Origin of the sequence: Ensifer soli, from assembly GCF_041928815.1 — a bacterium.
In the GTDB taxonomy this organism is placed as follows: Bacteria; Pseudomonadota; Alphaproteobacteria; order Rhizobiales; family Rhizobiaceae; genus JBHFEI01.
In genome coordinates this window covers 232,665-252,627 of the sequence record NZ_JBHFEI010000001.1, presented here as the reverse complement: position 1 = coordinate 252,627, position 19,963 = coordinate 232,665, and the positions used below count along the sequence as shown (strand labels likewise).

General features: G+C 65.9%; 23 protein-coding genes. 19 read left to right on the top strand and 4 right to left on the bottom strand.

Annotation, left to right across the window (positions count from 1 at the left end; genetic code table 11):
- Positions 1-191: 191 nt before the first annotated feature.
- The 4 genes from fliG to motA are packed head-to-tail and all read right to left on the bottom strand — an operon-like array spanning position 192 to position 3,668.
- A complete protein-coding gene (gene fliG / locus ACEVQ6_RS01140; RefSeq protein WP_374887047.1) occupies positions 192-1,217 on the bottom strand; it encodes a flagellar motor switch protein FliG in 1,026 nt (341 codons plus the stop codon).
- A gap of 31 nt (positions 1,218-1,248) precedes the next feature.
- Positions 1,249-1,821, bottom strand: a complete 573-nt coding sequence (gene fliN, locus ACEVQ6_RS01135) for a flagellar motor switch protein FliN (protein ID WP_374887046.1) — start codon at positions 1,819-1,821, stop codon at positions 1,249-1,251.
- Between the two features lie 21 nt (positions 1,822-1,842).
- On the bottom strand, positions 1,843-2,784 hold the full coding sequence (locus tag ACEVQ6_RS01130; RefSeq protein WP_374887351.1) for a FliM/FliN family flagellar motor switch protein: 942 nt from the start codon (positions 2,782-2,784) through the stop codon (positions 1,843-1,845).
- 5 nt (positions 2,785-2,789) lie between these two features.
- Entirely contained in the window at positions 2,790-3,668 is an 879-nt protein-coding gene (gene motA / locus ACEVQ6_RS01125; protein WP_374887045.1) for a flagellar motor stator protein MotA, read from the bottom strand.
- Between the two features lie 200 nt (positions 3,669-3,868).
- Between motA and ACEVQ6_RS01120 the strand changes: the two genes are divergently transcribed.
- The 19 genes from ACEVQ6_RS01120 to ACEVQ6_RS01030 all read left to right on the top strand — a co-directional run bounded on the left by ACEVQ6_RS01120 (position 3,869) and on the right by ACEVQ6_RS01030 (position 19,958).
- Positions 3,869-4,648, top strand: coding sequence for a DUF1217 domain-containing protein (locus tag ACEVQ6_RS01120; protein WP_374887044.1), 780 nt, complete (start codon positions 3,869-3,871; stop codon positions 4,646-4,648).
- Between the two features lie 4 nt (positions 4,649-4,652).
- The gene (gene flgF, locus ACEVQ6_RS01115; RefSeq protein WP_374887043.1) at positions 4,653-5,378 is read left to right on the top strand and encodes a flagellar basal-body rod protein FlgF; all 726 of its coding nucleotides are present in this window, start codon (positions 4,653-4,655) and stop codon (positions 5,376-5,378) included.
- A 94-nt stretch (positions 5,379-5,472) separates the two neighbouring features.
- Positions 5,473-6,873, top strand: a complete 1,401-nt coding sequence (fliI, locus tag ACEVQ6_RS01110; RefSeq protein WP_374887042.1) for a flagellar protein export ATPase FliI — start codon at positions 5,473-5,475, stop codon at positions 6,871-6,873.
- Between the two features lie 12 nt (positions 6,874-6,885).
- Complete coding sequence (locus ACEVQ6_RS01105) at positions 6,886-7,428, top strand: flagellar protein (RefSeq protein ID WP_374887350.1); 543 nt, start codon at positions 6,886-6,888, stop codon at positions 7,426-7,428.
- Between the two features lie 245 nt (positions 7,429-7,673).
- Positions 7,674-8,054 (top strand): flagellar basal body rod protein FlgB, encoded by a 381-nt coding sequence (flgB, locus tag ACEVQ6_RS01100; RefSeq protein WP_374887349.1) that lies wholly within the window; start codon positions 7,674-7,676, stop codon positions 8,052-8,054.
- 3 nt (positions 8,055-8,057) lie between these two features.
- A complete protein-coding gene (gene flgC / locus ACEVQ6_RS01095; protein ID WP_374887041.1) occupies positions 8,058-8,477 on the top strand; it encodes a flagellar basal body rod protein FlgC in 420 nt (139 codons plus the stop codon).
- A complete protein-coding gene (locus tag ACEVQ6_RS01090; RefSeq protein WP_374887040.1) occupies positions 8,477-8,812 on the top strand; it encodes a flagellar hook-basal body complex protein FliE in 336 nt (111 codons plus the stop codon). The genes flgC and ACEVQ6_RS01090 overlap by 1 nt, the downstream gene beginning before the upstream one ends.
- Before the next feature lie 12 nt (positions 8,813-8,824).
- Positions 8,825-9,613 (top strand): flagellar basal-body rod protein FlgG, encoded by a 789-nt coding sequence (flgG, locus tag ACEVQ6_RS01085; protein WP_374887039.1) that lies wholly within the window; start codon positions 8,825-8,827, stop codon positions 9,611-9,613.
- An 18-nt stretch (positions 9,614-9,631) separates the two neighbouring features.
- The gene (flgA, locus tag ACEVQ6_RS01080) at positions 9,632-10,117 is read left to right on the top strand and encodes a flagellar basal body P-ring formation chaperone FlgA (RefSeq protein WP_374887038.1); all 486 of its coding nucleotides are present in this window, start codon (positions 9,632-9,634) and stop codon (positions 10,115-10,117) included.
- The gene (locus ACEVQ6_RS01075; RefSeq protein ID WP_374887037.1) at positions 10,114-11,229 is read left to right on the top strand and encodes a flagellar basal body P-ring protein FlgI; all 1,116 of its coding nucleotides are present in this window, start codon (positions 10,114-10,116) and stop codon (positions 11,227-11,229) included. Before flgA ends, ACEVQ6_RS01075 begins: the two co-directional genes overlap by 4 nt.
- Positions 11,226-11,777: a MotE family protein gene (locus ACEVQ6_RS01070; RefSeq protein WP_374887036.1), complete on the top strand. Its 552-nt coding sequence runs from the start codon at positions 11,226-11,228 to the stop codon at positions 11,775-11,777. The genes ACEVQ6_RS01075 and ACEVQ6_RS01070 overlap by 4 nt, the downstream gene beginning before the upstream one ends.
- Positions 11,774-12,484, top strand: coding sequence for a flagellar basal body L-ring protein FlgH (gene flgH / locus ACEVQ6_RS01065; RefSeq protein WP_374887035.1), 711 nt, complete (start codon positions 11,774-11,776; stop codon positions 12,482-12,484). Before ACEVQ6_RS01070 ends, flgH begins: the two co-directional genes overlap by 4 nt.
- A 59-nt stretch (positions 12,485-12,543) precedes the next feature.
- A complete protein-coding gene (locus ACEVQ6_RS01060) occupies positions 12,544-13,062 on the top strand; it encodes a flagellar basal body-associated FliL family protein (protein WP_374887034.1) in 519 nt (172 codons plus the stop codon).
- Positions 13,059-13,802, top strand: coding sequence for a flagellar type III secretion system pore protein FliP (gene fliP / locus ACEVQ6_RS01055; RefSeq protein WP_374887033.1), 744 nt, complete (start codon positions 13,059-13,061; stop codon positions 13,800-13,802). The genes ACEVQ6_RS01060 and fliP overlap by 4 nt, the downstream gene beginning before the upstream one ends.
- 306 nt (positions 13,803-14,108) lie before the next feature.
- Positions 14,109-15,074 (top strand): flagellin N-terminal helical domain-containing protein, encoded by a 966-nt coding sequence (locus ACEVQ6_RS01050; protein WP_374887032.1) that lies wholly within the window; start codon positions 14,109-14,111, stop codon positions 15,072-15,074.
- A 265-nt stretch (positions 15,075-15,339) separates the two neighbouring features.
- Positions 15,340-16,305 carry a flagellin N-terminal helical domain-containing protein gene (locus ACEVQ6_RS01045; RefSeq protein WP_374887031.1) on the top strand — a complete coding sequence of 322 codons (966 nt, stop codon included), beginning with the start codon at positions 15,340-15,342 and terminating at the stop codon, positions 16,303-16,305.
- A gap of 346 nt (positions 16,306-16,651) precedes the next feature.
- Complete coding sequence (locus ACEVQ6_RS01040; RefSeq protein ID WP_374887030.1) at positions 16,652-17,620, top strand: flagellin N-terminal helical domain-containing protein; 969 nt, start codon at positions 16,652-16,654, stop codon at positions 17,618-17,620.
- Positions 17,621-18,090: 470 nt separating this feature from the next.
- Positions 18,091-18,747 carry a hypothetical protein gene (locus ACEVQ6_RS01035; RefSeq protein WP_374887029.1) on the top strand — a complete coding sequence of 219 codons (657 nt, stop codon included), beginning with the start codon at positions 18,091-18,093 and terminating at the stop codon, positions 18,745-18,747.
- Entirely contained in the window at positions 18,744-19,958 is a 1,215-nt protein-coding gene (locus ACEVQ6_RS01030; RefSeq protein ID WP_374887028.1) for a MotB family protein, read from the top strand. The genes ACEVQ6_RS01035 and ACEVQ6_RS01030 overlap by 4 nt, the downstream gene beginning before the upstream one ends.
- Positions 19,959-19,963: the final 5 nt, after the last annotated feature.

Below are 19,963 nucleotides of genomic sequence, written 5' to 3'. Positions count from 1 at the left end.
TCTCCGCAATTCTGGCGGGGTGCTCCGCGTGCGTGTCCGGGAGGGCGGCGGCAGGGAACCGGCCGGTCGTTCCTTGTCCGGTCGGGAGGGGACCGGGACCGCGATCCTTTGATACCGGCCGCATTGCCGGCGCGGCGAGCGGCGAAAGGCATCGCCGGAACGACCCCCGGCCGATGGCGTCCGCCGGTCGCTCAGGCCGCGTCCTTCTCCTTGAGTTCGAGCTGGCCGCTCGCGGCGAGCCGGATCGCCTCCTGGGCGATCGAGCGGCGGGCGATCGCGACGTCGCGCGGATTGATGCCGGCGTCGCCATTGGAAAGATCGCTCTCGATCATGCGGCGCTGGCGGGCGCCGATCGCGGCGAGAACCGATTCGCGCAGTTCCATCGACGAGCCGCGCAGGGCCATGGTGATGATGTCGCCGGAGACGTCGTTGAAGAGCTGGACGCGCGAGCGATGCGGCATAAACTGGATGTCGTCGAAAAGGAAGATCTTCGGCCGGACCTTTTCCGCCGATTCCGCGCTCAGCGACTGCAGCGAGGACATGATCTCCTCGACCTGGTTCTTTTCCATCTGGTTGATCACCTCGGCCGCCTTGACCGAGCCCAGCGCATTGCGCTCGGCGTCGAGCAGCTGGATCATCTCGACGACGCGGGTCTCGATGATGGCCGCCGCCTTCGGGCTGACATTCTTCATCGTGACGGTGCGGTTGATGATGTCGGCGCGGTTCTCCTCCGGCATCTGCAGCAGCACCTTGGCGCCGAAGGTCGAGGGCATCATGGAGAGAACGTAGGCGATCGTCTGCGGATGTTCCTTGGCAAGATACTGGGCGACGAATTGCGGATCGGAATCCTGCAGCTTGTCCCAGATGCTCGCCTCGTAGGCCTCGAAGGTGGCGCGGCGGCCGAGCAGCCCGTCGACCTCGTCCGGGCTGAGCCCCTCCTCGAGGATGCTTTCGATGGCGCGGGCATTGTCCATCAGCCCTGCGCCCTCGGTGAAGAGGTCCTCGAATTCGTTGACGATCTTCTCGAGTTCGTCCGGCGGGATCGAGCGCAGCGACTGCGCCGCCGCGATGATCTCCTGCAATTCGCTCTGGGTAAAGAATTTCAGCAGCTTGCTCGCCACGCCCTTGCCCATGGCGAGCAGGACCGCAGCCGCCTTCTCGGTCTGGCTCAGCGGCTTGCCGAGCGCCGTCGATTCGAAATTCTCAAAATCCATCATGGATTCCATCCCTGTCCCGTCACCGGGAGGTTTACGCCTTGCCGCTGCCCTTGATCTCGATCAGCTTCACGCCGAAGCGCGTCTCGTCTTCCTCGAGCACCGTGATCTCGCCGCGCCCGATGACGCGGCCGTTGACGACGATCTCGACCGGCTCGCCGATCCGGCGGTCGAGCGCGATCGTCGCGCCCTCGGAGAGCCCCATCAGCGCGGACACCGGCATGCGGCTTGCGCCGAGCACGATCTGCACGTCGATCGGGATGTCCATGATCAGGCCGAGATTGGAATCGAGCGCGCTGCCCGGGCTCCTGGAGGCGGGTTCGAAGCCGCCCATCGCCGGCGCGGCGTCGGCATCATGCCCGCCACCGAAGCCGGAGCCGGCGAAATCCGCACCGAAGTCGCCGCCGAAATCCGCGCCGCCGCCGAAGGCCCCGAGGCCGTCGGCCGGTGCGTCCGCGCCGGTATGGTCCTGCTTGAGGATGCCGCGCAGGTCGTCGATCGCCTGGTCGAGCTCGGCATCGTTGCCGCCGAACTCGGTCATCTCGTCAAGGGGGGATGTCTTGGTCGCCATGGGCACACTATTCCAGTTGAAACTTGCCCCAGGCATGCTCCGGGGCAGTATCCGCCATCATTGCATCAGGTGGTTGAGAATGTCGTTGTCCGAGGCATAGGTATCCTTGACCCGGACGGTGTATTTCGCGCCGCTGCGGCCAAACTCGCACACATAGAGCTCCCGCCCGTTGGCATTGACCTCGACGCGCACGTCCTGCGTGTCGAGGAAGGGAATGACGTCGCCGGGCTGCAGCCGGCTGATCGTGTCGAGCGTCAGCCGTTCGAGCCGGATGCGCGCCTCGATCGTCACGGCCGAGCGGCGCACCTGCTCCTCGAGATGGACCGACCAGTCGCTCTTCGTCTTGCGCGCGGCGTCCGCGCCCTTCGGCACGGCGACGACCGTCTTCAGCAGGGCCTGCTGCGGGATGACGAGGCTGATCGGCGCCTGGACGTTTCCGAGCGTGACCGTCAGGTGGATCGCGGCGGCGAAGGGGTCGGGCGCGCCCTTTTCGGCCGGCGGCCGTTCGGCGGCGTTGTAGGGCCGGTTGCCGACCGGCTCGAAGCCGCCGGCGGCGTTGACCCCGGAGCGCAGCACGTCGGCGACGCGCTGGAACACGGCGGTCGCAAGGTCGATCTCGATGGTCGACAGCGCCCGCGGCTTCGGCGGCGTGCTGCCGAGCGCGCCGAGCAACGTCTCGATCATGGCGATGAAGACCGGGCTGCCGCAGGCGATGGTGAAGTCGGGACACCAGTTGCGCAGCGAGAAGTCGCAAAGCGCGGTTCCGTCGCTCGCGGCGGCGATCAGCGCGCTCTTCGCTCCGGTGGTGAAGCCCTTGTATTCGAAGGCCATCGTCAGGCCGGTCTCCCCGGCGATCACGTCGGGCAGGAAGGCGACGAGCACGTGGCCGAGCTCGCCGCAGATCTTGCCGATCGCGCGGTCGTCGCCGAGCGTGCCGGTCATGCGGGCAAGCAGTCGCGGGTCGAAGGCGGGGCGGGGGGAGGCGGCCGGGCGTGCCATCGTCGTCACGCCGCCTTGCTTTCGCCGCCGCCGCCCGGATTCATCATCTCCTGCTCGACGGCATCGATCGAGGGACGCTCATAGGAGGAGATGGTCTTGCGGCCGTATTCGAGGGCGACCTGGGGCACGGAGCCGTTCATGTAGGCGAGCAGCGTCTGCTTGACGATGATGTAGAGGCGGAACTGCTTCTCGCGCACTGTCTTGATGTTGGCGACGATCGGCGAGACGATGCAGTAGGAGAGGAAGATGCCGAGCATGGTGCCGACGAGGGCGGCGGCGATCTTGCCGCCGAGAACCTCGGGCGGCTCGCTGATCGCGCCCATCGCCTTGATGACGCCGAGAACGGCGGCGACGATGCCGATCGCCGGGAAGGCGTCGCCCATCGTCACCAGCGAATTGTACGACTTCATCTTGTCGTGGGTGATCGTGTTGATCTCCTCGTCCATCAGCGCCTCGATCTCGTGGGAGCGGGCATTGCCGATGATGATGAGGCGGACATAGTCGCAGATGAAGGACGTCAGTTCCTTGTTCTTGAGGACGGTCGGGGCCGACTGGAAGATCGTCGATTCCTCGGGATTGTCGATGTGGCTCTCGATCTCGTTGCGCGACTTGGTGCGCAGGTCGCGCATCAGCGCATAGAGCACGCCGAGCGTGTCGAGATAGTTGCGCTCCTTCGGCACCGAGTGCTTGAAGGCCTCGCCGAGCGCCTTGCCCGTATCCTTCAGCACCTTCATCGAATTGGCCATGATGAAGCCGCCGAGGCCGGCGCCGCCGATGATGACGAGCTCGAACGGCTGGTTCAGCACTTCCAGGTGGCCGCCCATGGCGATGAAGCCGCCGAGGATACAGCCGAAGGTCATGAGGAGGCCGATGATGATGTTCATGGAGTAATCCCGCCGGGGTTCTGCAGTCTGACGGAAGCTTTAGGAAGGCAGCCTTGCGTGAGGCTGGCGGAAGGGGGCGCGCAACGCGCCAAAAGCGAAGGTTCGGCAACAGGTTCGCGCAAGCAAGCCACGCGATGGTCGAGCGGCATTCTGGCGCGGCCCGCGCCTTTTTAGACCCGCGAACGCCCGGACGAACGCCCGTGACCACGACCTACACCAGCTACAGGACGATTGCCGCCGACATGCCGACGTCGCTGAAGCGCGTGTCCGAGCAGCCGGACGTCGCCCGCGAGACGGAATACTACCTGTCGAAGATCTCCTCGATCAAATCGGTCGACGACTTCTTCGCCGACGGCCGGCTCTATGCCTACGCGATGAAGGCGCACGGCCTCGAGGAGATGACCTACGCCAAGGCCTTCATGCGCAAGGTGCTGACCGAGGGCGTCGACAGCGACACGGCCTTCGCCAACCAGCTGAGCGACAGCCGCTACAAGGACTTCGCCGAATCGCTGAACTTTGTCCGCTACGGCGCCGCCGCGACCTCCTTCGACCGGGCGCAGAAAGAGGTCGCCGGCAAATATGCCCGCCAGACGCTGGAGGAGACGGCCGGCGCCGACAATGCCGGCGTGCGGCTGGCGCTCTATTTCGAGCGGATGGCGCCGACGATCACCAACGGATATGCGGTAATCGCCGACGAGGCGCTCGCCCAGGTCGTCCGCACCGTCCTGCAATATCCGCCGGAATTCGCCGCGATGGACGTCGACCGGCAGAAGGCGGCGATCGAGGACGCCGTCGACCTCGCCGATTTCAAGGATCCCGGCAAGCTCGGCAAATTCCTCGAACGGTTCACCGCGCTCTGGGAACTCGACAATGCGACGGGCGGCTACGATCCGCTGGCCGTCTTCGGTTCGAGAAGCGGCTTCGGCATTTCCTCCGACCTGCTGCTGTCGATCAACACGCTGAAACTCGGAGGTCGATAGACCCATGCAGACCGGCCTTTACGTCGCGCTCTCGTCGCAGATCGCGCTCGAGCGGCGGATGAACACCATCGCCGACAACGTCGCCAACGCCAACACGGTCGGCTTCCGCGGCACCGAGATCAAGTTCGACGAGGTGCTCGGCAACACCCAGCCGGCCAAGGTCTCCTTCGTCGACCAGGGCAAGGACTATCTAAAGACGAGCAGCGGCGCGCTGACGCTCACCGGCGGCCAGCTCGACGTCGCGATCAAGGGCAATGCCTGGTTCTCGATCGACACCCAGGCCGGACCGGCGCTCACCCGCGACGGGCGCTTCACCATAACCGAGGCGGGCGAGCTCGTCACCGTCAACGGCCATCCGGTGCTCGATGCCGGCGGCGCGCCGATCCAGCTCAATGCCGGCGGCGGCGAGATCGTCATCGGCGCCGACGGCGCCATCTCCCAGGGCGGCAATCCGGTCGCCGCGCTCGGCCTGTTCGAGGGCAATTTCGAGAACGGCTTCACCCGCTACGGCAACAGCGCCGTCATGCCGATGACGCCGCCGGAGGCGGTGATCGACCGTTTCGACGTCGGCGTCATGCAGGGCTATGTCGAGGAGGCGAATGTCGACCCGATCCAGTCGATGACCCAGCTGATCGCGGTGTCGCGCGCCTTCGACCATGTCAGCGCGCTGATGCGCCAGGGCGAGGGTACGCTCGACGAGGCGATCAAGACGCTCGGCGGCAGCCGGTAAGGCAGGTCCGGCAGCCCCGCTCCGGCGGGGCGCGAAGGGACGGGACGACTGATCCGCGGTCGCGGAGGCAGGCGCAAGCGCAGGAAGACAGGACATGCAGCGTCGTCATATCGAAATCGCCGGTGCCTCGCAGACGCTCGCAGCGCTTGCCAGCCTGACGGCGCGTTTTGCCGATCCGGAGGTCGCGCTGGCGCCGGGAGGGCGGGTCAAGACCATCTCGCCCGGTCACTATACGGTCAGCGGCCTGTCGCGCCATGTGCGGCTCGGCGAGTTCGTCGCGCACAAGAGCAAGGCCGGCATCCATCTCGGCGAGGTGGTCAAGGTCGAGGAGGACATCGTCGTCGTCTGCCCGATCGAGCCCGGCGATCCGATCGGCATCCATGACGAGGTGATCCGGCGCGGCGCCTTCCGCGTCGCGCCCGACGCCAGCTGGTGCGGCCGCACGATCAACGCGCTCGGCGAGCCGATCGACGGCCTCGGTCCCCTGATGCAGGGCGAGGTGCACCGGCCGATCGACAATGCGGCGCCGCCCTCGATGACGCGCAAGCGCGTCGACACCGGCTTTCGCTGCGGCGTGCGCGCCATCGACATCTTCTCGCCGCTCTGCCTCGGCCAGCGCCTCGGCATCTTCGCCGGCTCCGGCGTCGGCAAGTCGACGCTGCTCTCCATGCTGGCGCGGGCGGACGCCTTCGACAAGGTGGTGATCGCGCTCGTCGGCGAACGCGGCCGCGAGGTGCGCGAATTCATCGAGGACACGCTCGGCGCCAATCTGGCGAAGTCGGTCGCGGTCGTCGCCACCAGCGACGAAAGCCCGATGCTGCGCAAGATGGCGCCGCTGACGGCCATCACCATCGCCGAGCATTACCGCGAGCAGGGCGACAACGTGCTGCTCATCGTCGACAGCGTCACCCGTTTCGCCCATGCGATCCGCGAGGTGGCGACGGCGTCGGGCGAGCCGCCGGTGGCGCGCGGCTATCCTGCCTCGGTGTTCACCGAACTGCCGCGCCTTCTCGAACGCGCGGGACCGGGCGCGGAAGGCACCGGCACGATCACGGCAATCATCTCGATCCTCGTCGACGGCGACAACCACAACGATCCGATCGCCGATTCGACCCGCGGCATCCTCGACGGCCATATCGTCCTCGACCGGTCGCTCGCGGAAGAGGGGCGCTATCCGCCGGTCAATCCGCTCGCCTCGATCTCGCGTCTCGCCCGAAAGGCCTGGACGCCGGACCAGGAGAAGCTGGTGGCGCGGTTGAAGACGCTGATCCACCGCTTCGAGGAGACGCGCGACCTGAGGCTCATCGGCGGCTACCGCCCGGGAAGCGACCCCGACCTCGACATGGCGGTCAAGCAGGTGCCGGTCATCTACGAGATCCTGAAGCAGACGCCCGGCGAGCGTCCGGCCTTCGACGCCTTCACCGATCTCGCCAACGCGCTGAAGGCGGCCGCCTCGGCCGGCCCGCAGCCGTCGGGCACCATCCGGAGGGGATAGAGCGTGATCGAGATGAACGACGACAGGGACATCGTCCAGCAGCGCAAGCGCCGCAAGAAGATGCCGGTGACCGACATGGTCATCGGCGCCACCGGCGTGGCGCTCGCCGCCTTCGCAACCTTCTTTCCCTGGTACGCCTTCTTCAACCAGGACAAGTTCTCGATCCCCACACTCTGGCGCGGCGACACGCGCGATCTCTCGACCAAGATCGGCTCGCCCTCGGTCAACGTCTCGCCGCAGGCGATGACCAACAGTTCCGGCAAGCCGACGCCGGTCCTGCCCGACACGCTGACGACGGCGACCGTGCCGACGCTGGAGGGCGGCCCGCCGCCCGTCGGCGCGCAGGCCGATGCCGAGCAGCCCTTCCCGGTTCCGACCGGCTTCAAGCTCATGCATGTCGCCAATGGCCGCGCCCTCATCGAGGACGGCAACGGCATGTACATCGTCCGCGTCGGCTCCGTGCTGCCGGACAACAGCAGGCTCGCGCGGTTCGAGGAGCGCGAGGGTGCCTGGGTGATGGTCACCTCGAAGGGCGACGTCTTCGCCGCCAACTGACGCTTGCGACGCGTATGCCCGCCTTTCCGGGCCGCGTCGCGGTGAAGCGCCGGTTCCGCGCCCTGTGAGCGCAACCCGCCATGATCGCGCGGGCGTTGTTTTTCTTTCCTCCCTTGACCCCACGCGCCCGGCCGGCCCTTCCGCCGCCGGACGCGCGATCGCCCGTGGCCGTCGACCGGCAAGGCCAGCAAGTCCCGCGCAAGATTGACACCGTAGCTTGTCCTCAACAGGCACGGAGTCGCATGATGCAACCGATACAGCTTTTCGAACTTGCTTCGAGGCAGGCCCAATGGCTGGCTGTCCGCCAGAACGTGGTCGCAGGCAACATTGCCAATGCCAACACCCCCCGCTACGCGGCGAAGGACGTCATGCCCTTCAACAGCGTCCTGCAGCAGCAGGGCATGCGCATGGCCGCCACCCAGCCGGGCCACCTCACCGACGGCAGTTCCGCCGCGGAGGTCACCGAGGTCGGCCTCCTCAACGACGCCGAGGTCAAGGTCTCCGGCAACAGCGTCAGCATCGAGGAAGAGCTGATGAAGACCGGCGCGATCAAGCGCGACTACGAGCTCAACGCCGGCCTGGTCAAGGCCTTCCATCGCATGATGCTGATGACGGTGAGGAAGTAGGCCATGGATCCGCTGATCGCCTCCCTGAAAATCTCCGCCTCGGGCCTCGAGGCGGAATCGACCCGGCTGCGCATCGTTTCGGAAAACATCGCCAATGCGCGCTCGACCGGCGACGCGCCGGGCGCCGATCCCTACCGGCGCAAGACGATCAGCTTCCAGGCCGAGGTCGACCGCGCCAGCGGCGCCGCCATCGTCGGCGTCGACCGGATCGGCACCGACGATTCGGGCTTCCTCACGGAATTCGATCCCGGCAACCCGGCGGCCGACGACAAGGGCATGGTCAAGATGCCGAACGTCAACATCCTGATCGAGATGGCCGACATGCGCGAGGCGAACCGCTCCTACGAGGCCAACCTCCAGACCATCAAGCAGGCGCGCGACCTGATCACCGCCACCATCGACCTCCTGAAGGCTTCACAATAATGATCGATCCCATCCAGACGATCGGCGCGCTGTCGAAGATGAGCGCGACCGAGGGCGTGACCGGCGGGAGCGCCGCCGGGCAGGCATCGGCCCAGATGATGCAGGGCGTCGCCCAGCCGCAGAGCTTTGCTTCGCTGATGAGCGACATGGCGGGCGGCGTCGTCGACAACCTGAAGCAGGCCGAGACGCTCTCCATCCAGGGCATCCGCGGCGAGGCGAACACCCGCGAGGTGGTCGACGCCGTGATGCAGGCCGAGCAGTCGCTGCAGACCGCCATGTCGATCCGCGACAAGCTCGTCACCGCCTATCTCGAAATCGCACGCATGCAGATCTGAGGAGAGGGAACGATGAAGGCACTTGCCATCGCCGCGACGGGCATGAACGCCCAGCAGCTCAATCTCGAAGTCATCGCCAACAACATCGCCAACATCAACACGACCGGCTACAAGCGCGCCCGCGCCGAATTCTCCGACCTGCTCTACCAGACGGAGCGCGCCCAGGGCGTGCCGAACCGGGCGAACCAGGCGATCGTGCCGGAAGGAGCCCAGGTCGGCCTCGGCGTCCAGACCTCGGCCGTGCGCAACCTGCACATCCAGGGCGGCCTCGTCTCGACCGGCAACGATCTCGACGTGGCGCTGATGGGCCGCGGCTGGTTCCAGATCGAGACGCCGGACGGCGAGACGCTCTACACCCGCGCCGGCGCCTTCAACACCAATGCCGACGGCCAGCTCGTCACCATCGACGGCTACACGGTCGTCCCCGGCATCACCGTGCCCGCCGATACGAGCCAGATCACCATCACCACCTCCGGCCAGGTCCTGGCGCTGACGGCGAACAACACCGTGCCGCAGGAGATCGGCCAGCTGACGATCGCCAACTTCGTCAACGAGGCTGGCCTGGAGCCGCAGGGCGACAACCTGTTCAAGCAGACGCCCGCCTCCGGCCAGCCGATCGTCGGCGTGCCGGGCGATCCGGGCTATGCGACGGTGAAGCAGAAATATCTCGAGGCCTCCAACGTCGATCCCGTCAAGGAGATCACCGACCTCATCTCCGCCCAGCGCGCCTACGAGATGAACTCGAAGATCATCCAGGCGGCGGACGAGATGGCCTCCACGGTCAGCAAGAACCTGAGGTAAGCGAGGATGGCGGACAGGATGCTCCGATCGATCGCCGCCGGCCGGCGGCCCGCATGGCTTTGCGCCGCCGTCGCGCTCGGCGCCTGTCTCGCCGCCGCGCCGCCGGCGGATGCCAGCCCGCGCATGGCGGTTGTGCCGACCCAGGTGATCTATCCCGGCGAAGTGATCGACGCCGGCCGGCTGGAAGAGGTCGAGGTGACCAATCCCGACCTGTCCGGCGACTACGCCACCTCGATCGACGAGATCCGCGGCATGGTCAGCAAGCGTACGCTCCTGCCCGGCCGCGTCGTCTTCAACACCTCCCTGCGCGAGGCCTATGCGGTGGCGCGCGGCAGTTCCGTCCGCCTCGTCTTCCAGAACGGGCCGCTCGTCATCTCCGCGACCGGCTCTCCCTTGCAAGATGCCTCGATCGGCGACCTCATCCGGGTGCGCAACATCGACAGCGGCGTCATCGTCTCCGGCACGGTGATGGCCGACGGCAGCATCCAGGTGGTGGCCAAATGATCCTGACCCTGTCCGTCCGCCTTCTTCTCGCCCTGTCGCTCGTCGCGGCCGCCGTACTTCCGGCGCAGGCCGCCTCGCGCATCAAGGACGTCGCCTCGCTGCAGTCCGGCCGCGAGAACCAGCTGATCGGCTACGGCCTCGTCGTCGGTCTGCAGGGCACCGGCGACAGCCTGCGCTCCTCGCCCTTCACCGAGCAGTCGATGCGGGCGATGCTGCAGAATCTCGGCATTTCCACGCAAGGCGGCCAGGCGCGCTCGAAGAACATCGCCGCCGTCCTCGTCACGGCCAACCTGCCGCCCTTCGCCAGTCCCGGCAGCCGCATCGACGTGACGGTCGGCTCGCTCGGCGACGCCGCGTCGCTGCGCGGCGGCACGCTGGTGATGACCTCGCTCTCCGGCGCCGACGGGCAGATCTACGCGGTGGCGCAAGGCTCCGTCGTCGTCACCGGCTTTGCCGCGCAGGGCACCGCCGCCTCGGTCCAGCAGGGGGTGACGACCGCCGGCCGCGTGCCGAACGGGGCGATCATCGAACGCGAGCTGCCGGCCCGCTTCAAGGACGGCACCAACCTGACGCTGCAATTGCGCAATCCCGATTTCTCCACCGCCGTCGGCATGGCCGAGGCGATCAACCGCTACGCCGCGACCCAGTTCGGCCGGCGCATCTCCGAGGCGCGCGATTCCCAGAGCGTCGTGGTCGAAAAGCCGCAGGGCATCGATCTCGCCCGACTGATGGCCGATGTCGAGAACCTCGTCGTCGAGACGGACGTGCCGGCGCGCGTCGTCATCAACGAGCGCACCGGCACGATCGTCATCGGCCAGGATGTGCGCATCAACGAGGTCGCCGTCAGCTACGGCACGCTGACCGTGCAGGTGACAGAGGCGCCGACGGTGGTGCAGCCCGCACCCTTCTCCGACGGCGTCACCGCGGTCGAGCCGAACACGACGATCGAGGCGAAGGCCGACGGCGGCACCGTGGCGCTGCTCAACGGATCGAGCCTGCGCTCGCTGGTCAGCGGGCTGAACTCGATCGGCGTCAAGCCCGACGGCATCATTTCCATCCTCCAGAGCATCAAGTCGGCCGGTGCCCTGCAAGCGGAGCTCGTGCTGCAATGACGATACGTCCAGACCTCTCCGGCAGGACCGGCCGCGCGCTCCTTATCGGCGCCGCGCTGCTGGCCGCACTCTCGATCCCCGGCGCCTATGCCGAGGATCAGGGCACGATCGAGCCGGTGCCGCTGGCCGCGTCCGGCCGCCAGCGCAGCGAGGTCGAGCAGTTCTGCGGCAACATCGCCGATGCGGCGCGCGACCAGCGCTACCTGTTGCAGAAGCAGGAGCTCGAGACCCTGCAGGCCGAGGTCGACAAGCGCATCGCGCTCCTCGAGCAGCGCCGCGACGAATACCGCACCTGGCTGAAGCGGCGCGAGGACTTCCAGAAGCTCGCCGACGAGAACCTGGTGGCGATCTACAAGAACATGAAGGCGGATGCCGCCGCCGGCAAGCTGGACCAGGTCAATTCCCAGATCGCCGCGGCGATCATCATGAAGCTTCCGGCCCGCCAGTCCAGCCTGATCCTGAGCGAGATGACCAACGACAAGGCGGCCTCGATCACCAACATCATGTCCCGCGCCGCCGAGGCGGGCGTAGCCAAGGAGCCGTCATGAAATCCCGCCTCCCCGCGCTCCTGGCGCTCGGCCTCCTTGCCGGCTGCGACAGCCAGACCTTCAAGGAGATCGGCCGCGCGCCATCGATGAGCCCGATCGGCAGCGGCCTGCAATATTCGCAGACGCCCCAGCTCGCCATGTATCCGAAGCAGGTCCGCCACGTGACCAACGGCTATTCGCTGTGGAGCGACCAGCAGGCCGCCCTCTTCAAGGACGCCCGCGCGCTCAATGTCGGCGATATCCTCACCGTCGACATCAAGATCGACGACCGCGCCTCCTTCGACAACAAGACCGACCGCAGCCGCACCAATGACAGCGGCTTCAATATCGGCTCGAACGGCAGTTCGACGGGCGGCAATTACGGCTGGAAGGGCTCGCTCGACTACGGTTCCAACACGAAGACGCAAGGCGAGGGCAAGACCGCGCGCTCGGAGAACCTGCGCCTCCAGGTCGCCGCCGTCGTCACCGGCGTGCTCGAGAACGGCAACCTCCTCATCAGCGGTTCCCAGGAAGTGCGCGTCAATCACGAGTTGCGCATCCTCAACGTCGCCGGCATCGTCCGGCCGCAGGATGTCGACGCGCGCAACATCATCTCCTACGAGAAGATCGCCGAGGCGCGGATCTCCTATGGCGGCCGCGGCCGCCTGACCGAGGTGCAGCAGCCCCCGGTCGGCCAGCAGCTGATGGACATCATCTCGCCGATCTGAACGCGGCGCAGCGCCGGGCCGTAAGGCCCTGGGATCGTGGCAGGGCATAGCGGGGCATCATGGCTGAGAAGACCGAAGAAGGGGCGCCGAAGAAGGCGTCGAAACTGCTGCCGATCGCCGTCATCGTCGTACTGACGCTGATCGGGGCGGGCGGGGGCTGGGTCGTCGGCGCCATGGTGGCGCCGCCGCCGGAGACGCCGAAGGCGGAGGTGGCCGTCGCCGAGCCCGCGGCCGCGGCTCACGAGGGCGGCAAGGAGGGCGAGGCGCCGGAGATCCCCAAGATCGCCACCGAGGCGAACGGCGTCGTCCTGCTCGAACCGGTGACGACCAACCTCTCCTACCCTTCGGAAAACTGGATCCGCATCGAGGTGGCGCTGCAGTTCAAGGGCACGCCCGACGTCACGATCGCCGAAGCCATCCACCAGGACATCGCCGCCTACATGAAGACCGTGTCGCTGCAGCAGATCCAGGGGCCGCGCGGTTTCCAGTATTTGAAGGACGACATCAAGGAGCGGGTTGACCTGCGCTCCGAGGGGCGCGTAACCAACGTCATGTTCAGGACGTTCGTGGTGCAATGATTCGCATCCTTGCCTTCATAGGCGCCATGATGGCGCTGACGGGAACCGCGGCGGCGCAGGCCCAGGGATTCCCCGCGGATCTGCTCAACCAGCCGTTGAGCGGTTCGGCCGCGTCCTGGATCGTGCGCACCTTCGGCCTTCTGACGGTGCTGTCGGTCGCGCCCGGCATCCTCATCATGGTGACGAGCTTTCCCCGCTTCGTCATCGCCTTCGCCATCCTGCGCTCCGGCATGGGCATGACGACGACGCCGTCGAACATGATCCTCGTCAGCCTGGCGATGTTCATGACCTTTTACGTCATGGGCCCGACCTTCGAGCGGGCCTGGCGCGAGGGCGTCGATCCGCTGATCCAGAACCAGATCACTGAGGTGGAGGCCGCCCGGCGCGTCTCCGAGCCGTTTCGCGAATTCATGCTCGCCAACACGCGCGACAAGGACCTGCAGCTCTTCATCGACATTGCCGCCGAGAAGGGGCAGACGGTGGTCGAGGGCGACCGGGTCGACCTGCGCGCCGTCGTGCCGGCCTTCATGATCTCGGAGATCCGGCGCGGCTTCGAGATCGGCTTCCTGATCCTTCTTCCCTTCCTCGTCATCGACCTGATCGTCGCGACCATCACCATGGCGATGGGCATGATGATGCTGCCGCCGACCTCGATCTCGCTTCCCTTCAAGATCCTGTTCTTCGTGCTGATCGACGGCTGGAACCTGATGGTCGGCAGTCTCGTGCGCTCGTTCAACTGACGCGCCCTGCGTGTGGTGAACAGAGTGAATATTCCGTAAAATATTGATTTAATATCGTTATTTAACGTTCGTGGCGACGCGGCGTTTCCTGCTTCGTGATTTTTTTTCGCTGCCGGTGCCGCGTCGTCCCGCCGTTTAAGCAAATCGCAATGTTTGGCTGCGATCTTCATCCTCACATGACGGGTTTGGTTTCCTTCACCGAAGACGAGGAGCCGAGTGGCATGAAGCCGGTCCGTCATTACCGGTAAGTATCTGAGTCCGGTATGTCCCTAATCTCCTGTATTTCGTAACTCGAGGGACACGCTTATGTCGAGCATTCATACCAACGTTTCCGCGATCGCCGCCCTTTCCACCCTGCGTTCGATCAACTCGGAAATGGAGACCACCCAGGGTCGCATTTCGTCGGGCTTCCGCGTCGCCGACTCCAGCGACAACGCCGCCTACTGGTCGATCGCAACCACGATGCGTTCGGACAACAAGGCTCTCGGCGCCGTTCAGGACGCCCTCGGCCTCGGTGCCGCCAAGACGGACACCGCTTACACCGGCCTCAACACCACCGTCGACATCCTCTCGGAAATCAAGTCCAAGCTGGTTGCCGCACGCGAGCCGGGCGTTGACAAGGAAAAGATCAACAAGGAACTGACCGAGCTCAAGAACCAGCTCGTCTCGACCGCGAAGTCCGCCTCGTTCTCCGGTGAAAACTGGCTGTACAACGAGTCGTCCAGCGCGCCGGGCACGAAGGAACTCGTCGGTTCGTTCAACCGCGACGCGGACGGCAACGTCACCGTCGGCCTGATCGAGTACGACACGTCGAAGTCGATGCTGATCGACACGAACAACGCCGGCAACGGCCTGCTGACCAAGGCGGTCGACGCCGATGCGCTGCAGGCGACCGCGTCGGGTACGGCTGCGAACTTCTACCTGATCAACGCCAACTCGACGACCTCTGCCGCCGGCACGGAAATCGCGCTGACCTCGTCGACGTCTTCGGCGACGGTCGACAACATGATCCGCGTCGTCGACGACCTGCTGAGCCAGGTGACTGATGCCGCCGCCGACCTCGGCGCCGCCAACCAGCGCATCGACATGCAGAACAACTTCATGTCCGACCTCCGCGACGTTCTCGACAAGGGCATCGGCCGACTGGTCGACGCCGACATGAACGAGGAATCGACGAAGCTCAAGGCGCTCCAGACCCAGCAGCAGCTCGGTATCCAGGCGCTGTCGATCGCCAACTCCGACTCGCAGAACATCCTGTCGCTGTTCCGCTAAGAACCGTAGGGCCGCCCGCGGCCGGCATCCCCCACACCGGCCTCCGGACGTCCAGAAAACCGCGCCTCGCAAGAGGCGCGGTTTTTCTTTTGCAGAATTTTTCACGTTTAGAGTTTTTTTAACCATGTTGGTGTTTTCTATGAGCATCGAAACGACGGGTTAACCACAAATATTAACGCGTTAGCAAGCATGAGGCTGGCCGTCGTTTCCCGGTAGCTCCGGAATGTCCCTTCGTTTTACTTCTGTCAAAAAGGGGCAGTTCGCCATGACTTCGATTCTTACTAACTCCGCCGCAATGGCAGCTCTCGCAACACTGCGCACGATCGGCTCCAACATGGAGACGACGCAGGGTCGCATCTCGTCGGGCTACCGCGTCCAGACCGCCGCCGACAACTCCGCCTACTGGTCGATCGCCACCACGATGCGTTCGGACAACAAGGCGCTCGGCACCGTCCAGGATGCGCTGGGGCTTGGCGCCGCCAAGACGGACACCGCCTATACCGGCCTCAACAACGCCATCGACGTCATCAGCGAGATCAAGGCCAAGCTCGTCGCCGCGCGCGAGCCGGGCGTCGACAAGGAAAAGATCAACAAGGAACTGGCCGAGCTCAAGAACCAGCTCGTCTCGACCGCCAAGTCCGCCTCCTTCTCTGGCGAGAACTGGCTTTACAACGACACGACCGGCACGCTCGGCGTCAAGGAAATGGTCGGTTCCTTCACCCGCGATGCCAGCGGCAACGTCACGGTCGGCCTCGTCGAGTTCGATGCCGCGACCTCGCTGCTGATCGACACCAACAATGCCGGCCTCGGCATCCTGACCAAGGCGATCGATGCCGACACCCTGAAGGCGACGGCCTCCGGTACGGCGGCGAACTACTATCTCGTCAACGTCAACTCGACGACCTCGGCCGCCGGCACGGAAATCAACCTCAGCCTGTCGACGACCAACACGCAGATCGACGATATGATCAGCGTCGTCGACTCGATCCTGTCGCAGGCGACCGATGCCGCCGCCAATCTCGGCGCCACCAACCTGCGCATCGAGATGCAGAACAGCTTCATGGCCGATCTGATGGACGTGATCGAGAAGGGCGTCGGACGCCTCGTCGATGCCGACATGAACGAGGAATCGACGAGGCTGAAGGCGCTGCAGACCCAGCAGCAGCTCGGTGTCCAGGCGCTCTCGATCGCCAACTCCAACCCGGAAAGCATCCTGTCGCTGTTCCGCTAAGCGACGCCCGCCGATCCGGGGCGGGGGCCAACCCCCGCTCCGTGACCTCCCGAAAAGCCGCGTGCCCTCCCTGGGCCGCGGCTTTTTGCATGTCTGCGCCCTGCCGCCATGGCCATGCGCGACGGCGGCTTGCGTTAAGACAATCGCAATCGAGATTGATTTTCGTTCATGAAGATGACCGAAATCCTGCCGCGGTTAAAGCTTTGTTAACCATATCGGCGTTAACTCTTTCTCAAGAGCGAGACGCCGCCCCTCAGGGTAAAATACGGGGCGGATGCATGATGCGAGCCGATCGCTGCCGGCCTTTCCCGGAATGTTCCGACCAATTTTCCCAGGGCAAAGACCAATGACCAGCATCATGACCAACGGCGCCGCCATGGCCGCGCTGCAGACTTTGCGATCCATCAACAGCAACATGGAATCGGTGCAGAGCCGCATCTCCTCCGGCTATCGTGTTGAAACGGCTGCCGACAATGCTGCCTACTGGTCCATCGCAACGACCATGCGATCGGACAACAAGGCGCTCTCCACCGTCCAGGACGCGCTGGGCCTCGGCGCCGCCAAGGTCGACACGGCCTATGCCGCGATGGACAACGCCATCGACGTCTTGAGCGAGATCAAGGCGAAGCTCGTCGCCGCCCGCGAGCCGGGTGTCGACAAGGAAAAGATTAACAAGGAGATCTCCGAGCTCAAGAACCAGCTCGCCTCCTCCGCCGAATCCGCCTCCTTCTCCGGCGAGAACTGGCTCTACAACGCGAATTCCGCGCCGCTCGGCACCAAGTCGATCGTCGCCTCCTTCAACCGCTCGACCGACGGCGTCGTCTCGGTCGCGACGCTCGACTACGACACGTCCGAATCGATCCTGATCGACACCGCGGACGCCAGCCGCGGCATGCTGACCAAGGCCGTCGACGCCGACACGCTGAGGGCGACCGCCTCCGGCACGGCCGCGAACTACTACCTGATCAACGCCAACTCGACCACGTCGGCCGCCGGCGCGGAGATCAAGATCGGCGTGTCGACGCTGAACTCCGAACTCGACGACATGATCAGCGTCGTCGACTCGATCCTCAGCCAGCTGACCGACGCGACCGCGACGCTCGGCGCGATCACCAGCCGCGTCGGCATGCAGGAGAGCTTCGTCGCCAACCTGATGGACGTGATCGACAAGGGCATCGGCCGCCTGGTCGATGCGGACATGAACGAGGAATCGACGCGGCTGAAGGCGCTCCAGACCCAGCAGCAGCTCGGTGTGCAGGCGCTGTCGATCGCCAACACCAACTCGGAAAACATCCTCCGGCTGTTCCAGAACTAGGCCGGGTCGTCCGGGCGGCGCGGGTAGGCGCCGCCGGCTCCCGGTCCGCCGGACCTGTGCATGGCGCCGCATCGGTGCCCACGACATTCCGCGATGCCGCCGGTCATCGGCGTCGCTGGAACGGTTGGACCGCGCTAATTGCCCTGGCGCGGTCCAACACCCTTCATCTTCGCACAAGTTTAACCGCGTAAGTCTCCTCCTGCGGCCATATCGACCAGCGGCCGCCGCCCGGAATGACGTCCGGGCCGACACGTCCATACCCCCGGCCGGCATTGCCGGCCTTTGCAGGCAACCCCTTGAACCCGGGGTTCCATGCGTTGCCGGGGGCGGTACGGAGCCATCTGTCAAGGGCCGGAGCCGCGCTTCCGCCCGAAGGAGACTGTCAGCGTGCAAAGATCCCATGATTCACGCGCCCGGGCAGGGGTGCCGCGCCATCCGGTCGCAGCCGTCGCGCCGCGGAGGTCTCAGCCATGAGCCTGCCGCTGTCGCGCTACCTCAAGGATTTCGGCGCGCCGAAGGTCGAGCTGCGCCTGCCGCCGTCGCCGCGCTACTTCGCCGACCTCGACGATCTTGCCGGCCCCGCAGCCAGCTTTCCCGACATGCCCGCCGCACCCGAGATCGATATCGACGCCGAGCGTCGCCAGGCCTTCGAGGAGGGGCGGCTCGAGGCGATTTCCGAACTGAGCTTCGAGCACCAGCAGCAATTGTCGGACCTGCGCGCCGACCACGCCGTCCAGATGCACGCGCTGCAGATGCGCTGCGAGAACGAGCTCGCCGCGATGATCTTCGACCGCTTCACCGACATGGCCTGCGCGCTTTCTCTCGCGATCGGCGACCAGGCCGCGCGCGCGCTCGTGCCCGTCCTCGGCGATCAGCTGACAGCGCGGGCGCTCGACCACATGGCCTCGACGATCCGCGAGGGCATCGCCGCCGGCGAGATCGCCACCGTCGTCGTGCGCGGCCCGGCCAGCCTTTTCGAGGCGCTGAAGCAGAAGGTCGGTGACGGCGCCGCGGCCTTCCGCCACGTCGAGACGGCCGACATCGACATCAGCGTTGACATCGACGGCAGCCTGCTGATGACCAGGATGGCCGCTTGGGCCGAGGCAGTCCGGAAGGTTCTGGCATGAGTGACGGTGACAGCCACCACGGCAAGAACGAGATCATCATCATCAAGCGCCATGGCGGCCACGAGCACGGCCATCACGGCGGCGCCTGGAAGATCGCCTATGCCGACTTCATGACGGCGATGATGGCATTCTTCCTCGTCATGTGGCTGATCAACGCCGCGAACGAGGAAACGAAGGCGGCGATCGCCTCCTATTTCAACCCCGTCCAGCTCACCGACCAGAAACCCTCCGAGCGCGGCCTGAAGAAGCCGGCCAAGGACGCCAAGGGCGAGTCCTCGCAGGACAAGTCGAAGACCGAGGGCGACCAGTCGAAATCCGGCGGCACCGCCAAGGCGGGCGAGGAGCAGAACGCGACCTCCGGCGAGGAAACCAAGTATTCCGACGCCGACTTCTTCGAAAATCCCTATGCGGTTCTCTCCGAGATCGCCAACGAGGTCGGCCAGCAGGCGAATGTCAGCGTCAAGGGCGACGGCGGCGCCGCCCAGTCCGGCCCGGCCACCGGCGCCGATGGCGGCGAAGCCTACCGCGATCCCTTCGACCCCGATTTCTGGACAAAGCAGGTCGAGGTGCGCTCGGCAAGCAGCGGCACGGCGGATGCGACCGGCGGCCAGCCGGCGCCCCCCGGCACCGAGCCCGGCGATGCGGCCGTCGAGATGGCGGCGGGCAGGACGGCCGACGGCACGGGCAAGGACGCCACCGCCCCGGATGCGGCAAACGGTGCCGAGAGCGCGGCCGCGGCGGAAAAGGAAGCGAAGGACCTCCAGGCCGAGATCCGCAAGGACATCGGGGCAACCGCCGGCAGGCTCGCCGAGGGCCTGGTGGTGACGCCGGCCGAAGGCGGCATCCTCGTCACGCTGAGCGAACAGAGCGATGCGCCGATGTTCGGCCTCGGTTCGGCCGTGCCGGAGCGTTCGATGGTGATGGCGATGGAGCAGATCGGCAAGGTACTCGCGAGCCGCGGCGGCGCGATCGCCATTCGCGGCCATACGGATGCGCGGCCGTTCAAGGACGGCAGCTACGACAACTGGCGCCTGTCGGCGGCGCGCGCCCAGAGCGCCTACTACATGCTCGTGCGCGGCGGCCTTGCCGAAAGCCGGGTCAGCCAGATCACCGGCTTCGCCGACCGCCGGCCGCAGGTGGCGGGCGATCCGATGGCGCCGCAGAACCGCAGGATCGAGATCCTCATCCAGTCCGGCGCCGGCAAGGGGTGACCGCC

Excerpts from the sequence above, each read along its gene's own strand:
- fliG (WP_374887047.1), bottom strand. The coding sequence starts at position 1,217 with ATGATGGATTTTGAGAATTTCGAATCGACGGCGCTCGGCAAGCCGCTG.
- fliN (WP_374887046.1), bottom strand. The coding sequence starts at position 1,821 with ATGCCTGGGGCAAGTTTCAACTGGAATAGTGTGCCCATGGCGACCAAG.
- ACEVQ6_RS01130 (WP_374887351.1), bottom strand. The coding sequence starts at position 2,784 with ATGGCACGCCCGGCCGCCTCCCCCCGCCCCGCCTTCGACCCGCGACTG.
- motA (WP_374887045.1), bottom strand. The coding sequence starts at position 3,668 with ATGAACATCATCATCGGCCTCCTCATGACCTTCGGCTGTATCCTCGGC.
- flgF (WP_374887043.1), top strand. The coding sequence starts at position 4,653 with ATGCAGACCGGCCTTTACGTCGCGCTCTCGTCGCAGATCGCGCTCGAG.
- fliI (WP_374887042.1), top strand. The coding sequence starts at position 5,473 with ATGCAGCGTCGTCATATCGAAATCGCCGGTGCCTCGCAGACGCTCGCA.
- ACEVQ6_RS01105 (WP_374887350.1), top strand. The coding sequence starts at position 6,886 with ATGAACGACGACAGGGACATCGTCCAGCAGCGCAAGCGCCGCAAGAAG.
- flgB (WP_374887349.1), top strand. The coding sequence starts at position 7,674 with ATGCAACCGATACAGCTTTTCGAACTTGCTTCGAGGCAGGCCCAATGG.
- flgC (WP_374887041.1), top strand. The coding sequence starts at position 8,058 with ATGGATCCGCTGATCGCCTCCCTGAAAATCTCCGCCTCGGGCCTCGAG.
- ACEVQ6_RS01090 (WP_374887040.1), top strand. The coding sequence starts at position 8,477 with ATGATCGATCCCATCCAGACGATCGGCGCGCTGTCGAAGATGAGCGCG.
- flgG (WP_374887039.1), top strand. The coding sequence starts at position 8,825 with ATGAAGGCACTTGCCATCGCCGCGACGGGCATGAACGCCCAGCAGCTC.
- flgA (WP_374887038.1), top strand. The coding sequence starts at position 9,632 with ATGCTCCGATCGATCGCCGCCGGCCGGCGGCCCGCATGGCTTTGCGCC.
- ACEVQ6_RS01075 (WP_374887037.1), top strand. The coding sequence starts at position 10,114 with ATGATCCTGACCCTGTCCGTCCGCCTTCTTCTCGCCCTGTCGCTCGTC.
- ACEVQ6_RS01070 (WP_374887036.1), top strand. The coding sequence starts at position 11,226 with ATGACGATACGTCCAGACCTCTCCGGCAGGACCGGCCGCGCGCTCCTT.
- flgH (WP_374887035.1), top strand. The coding sequence starts at position 11,774 with ATGAAATCCCGCCTCCCCGCGCTCCTGGCGCTCGGCCTCCTTGCCGGC.
- ACEVQ6_RS01060 (WP_374887034.1), top strand. The coding sequence starts at position 12,544 with ATGGCTGAGAAGACCGAAGAAGGGGCGCCGAAGAAGGCGTCGAAACTG.
- fliP (WP_374887033.1), top strand. The coding sequence starts at position 13,059 with ATGATTCGCATCCTTGCCTTCATAGGCGCCATGATGGCGCTGACGGGA.
- ACEVQ6_RS01050 (WP_374887032.1), top strand. The coding sequence starts at position 14,109 with ATGTCGAGCATTCATACCAACGTTTCCGCGATCGCCGCCCTTTCCACC.
- ACEVQ6_RS01045 (WP_374887031.1), top strand. The coding sequence starts at position 15,340 with ATGACTTCGATTCTTACTAACTCCGCCGCAATGGCAGCTCTCGCAACA.
- ACEVQ6_RS01040 (WP_374887030.1), top strand. The coding sequence starts at position 16,652 with ATGACCAGCATCATGACCAACGGCGCCGCCATGGCCGCGCTGCAGACT.
- ACEVQ6_RS01035 (WP_374887029.1), top strand. The coding sequence starts at position 18,091 with ATGAGCCTGCCGCTGTCGCGCTACCTCAAGGATTTCGGCGCGCCGAAG.
- ACEVQ6_RS01030 (WP_374887028.1), top strand. The coding sequence starts at position 18,744 with ATGAGTGACGGTGACAGCCACCACGGCAAGAACGAGATCATCATCATC.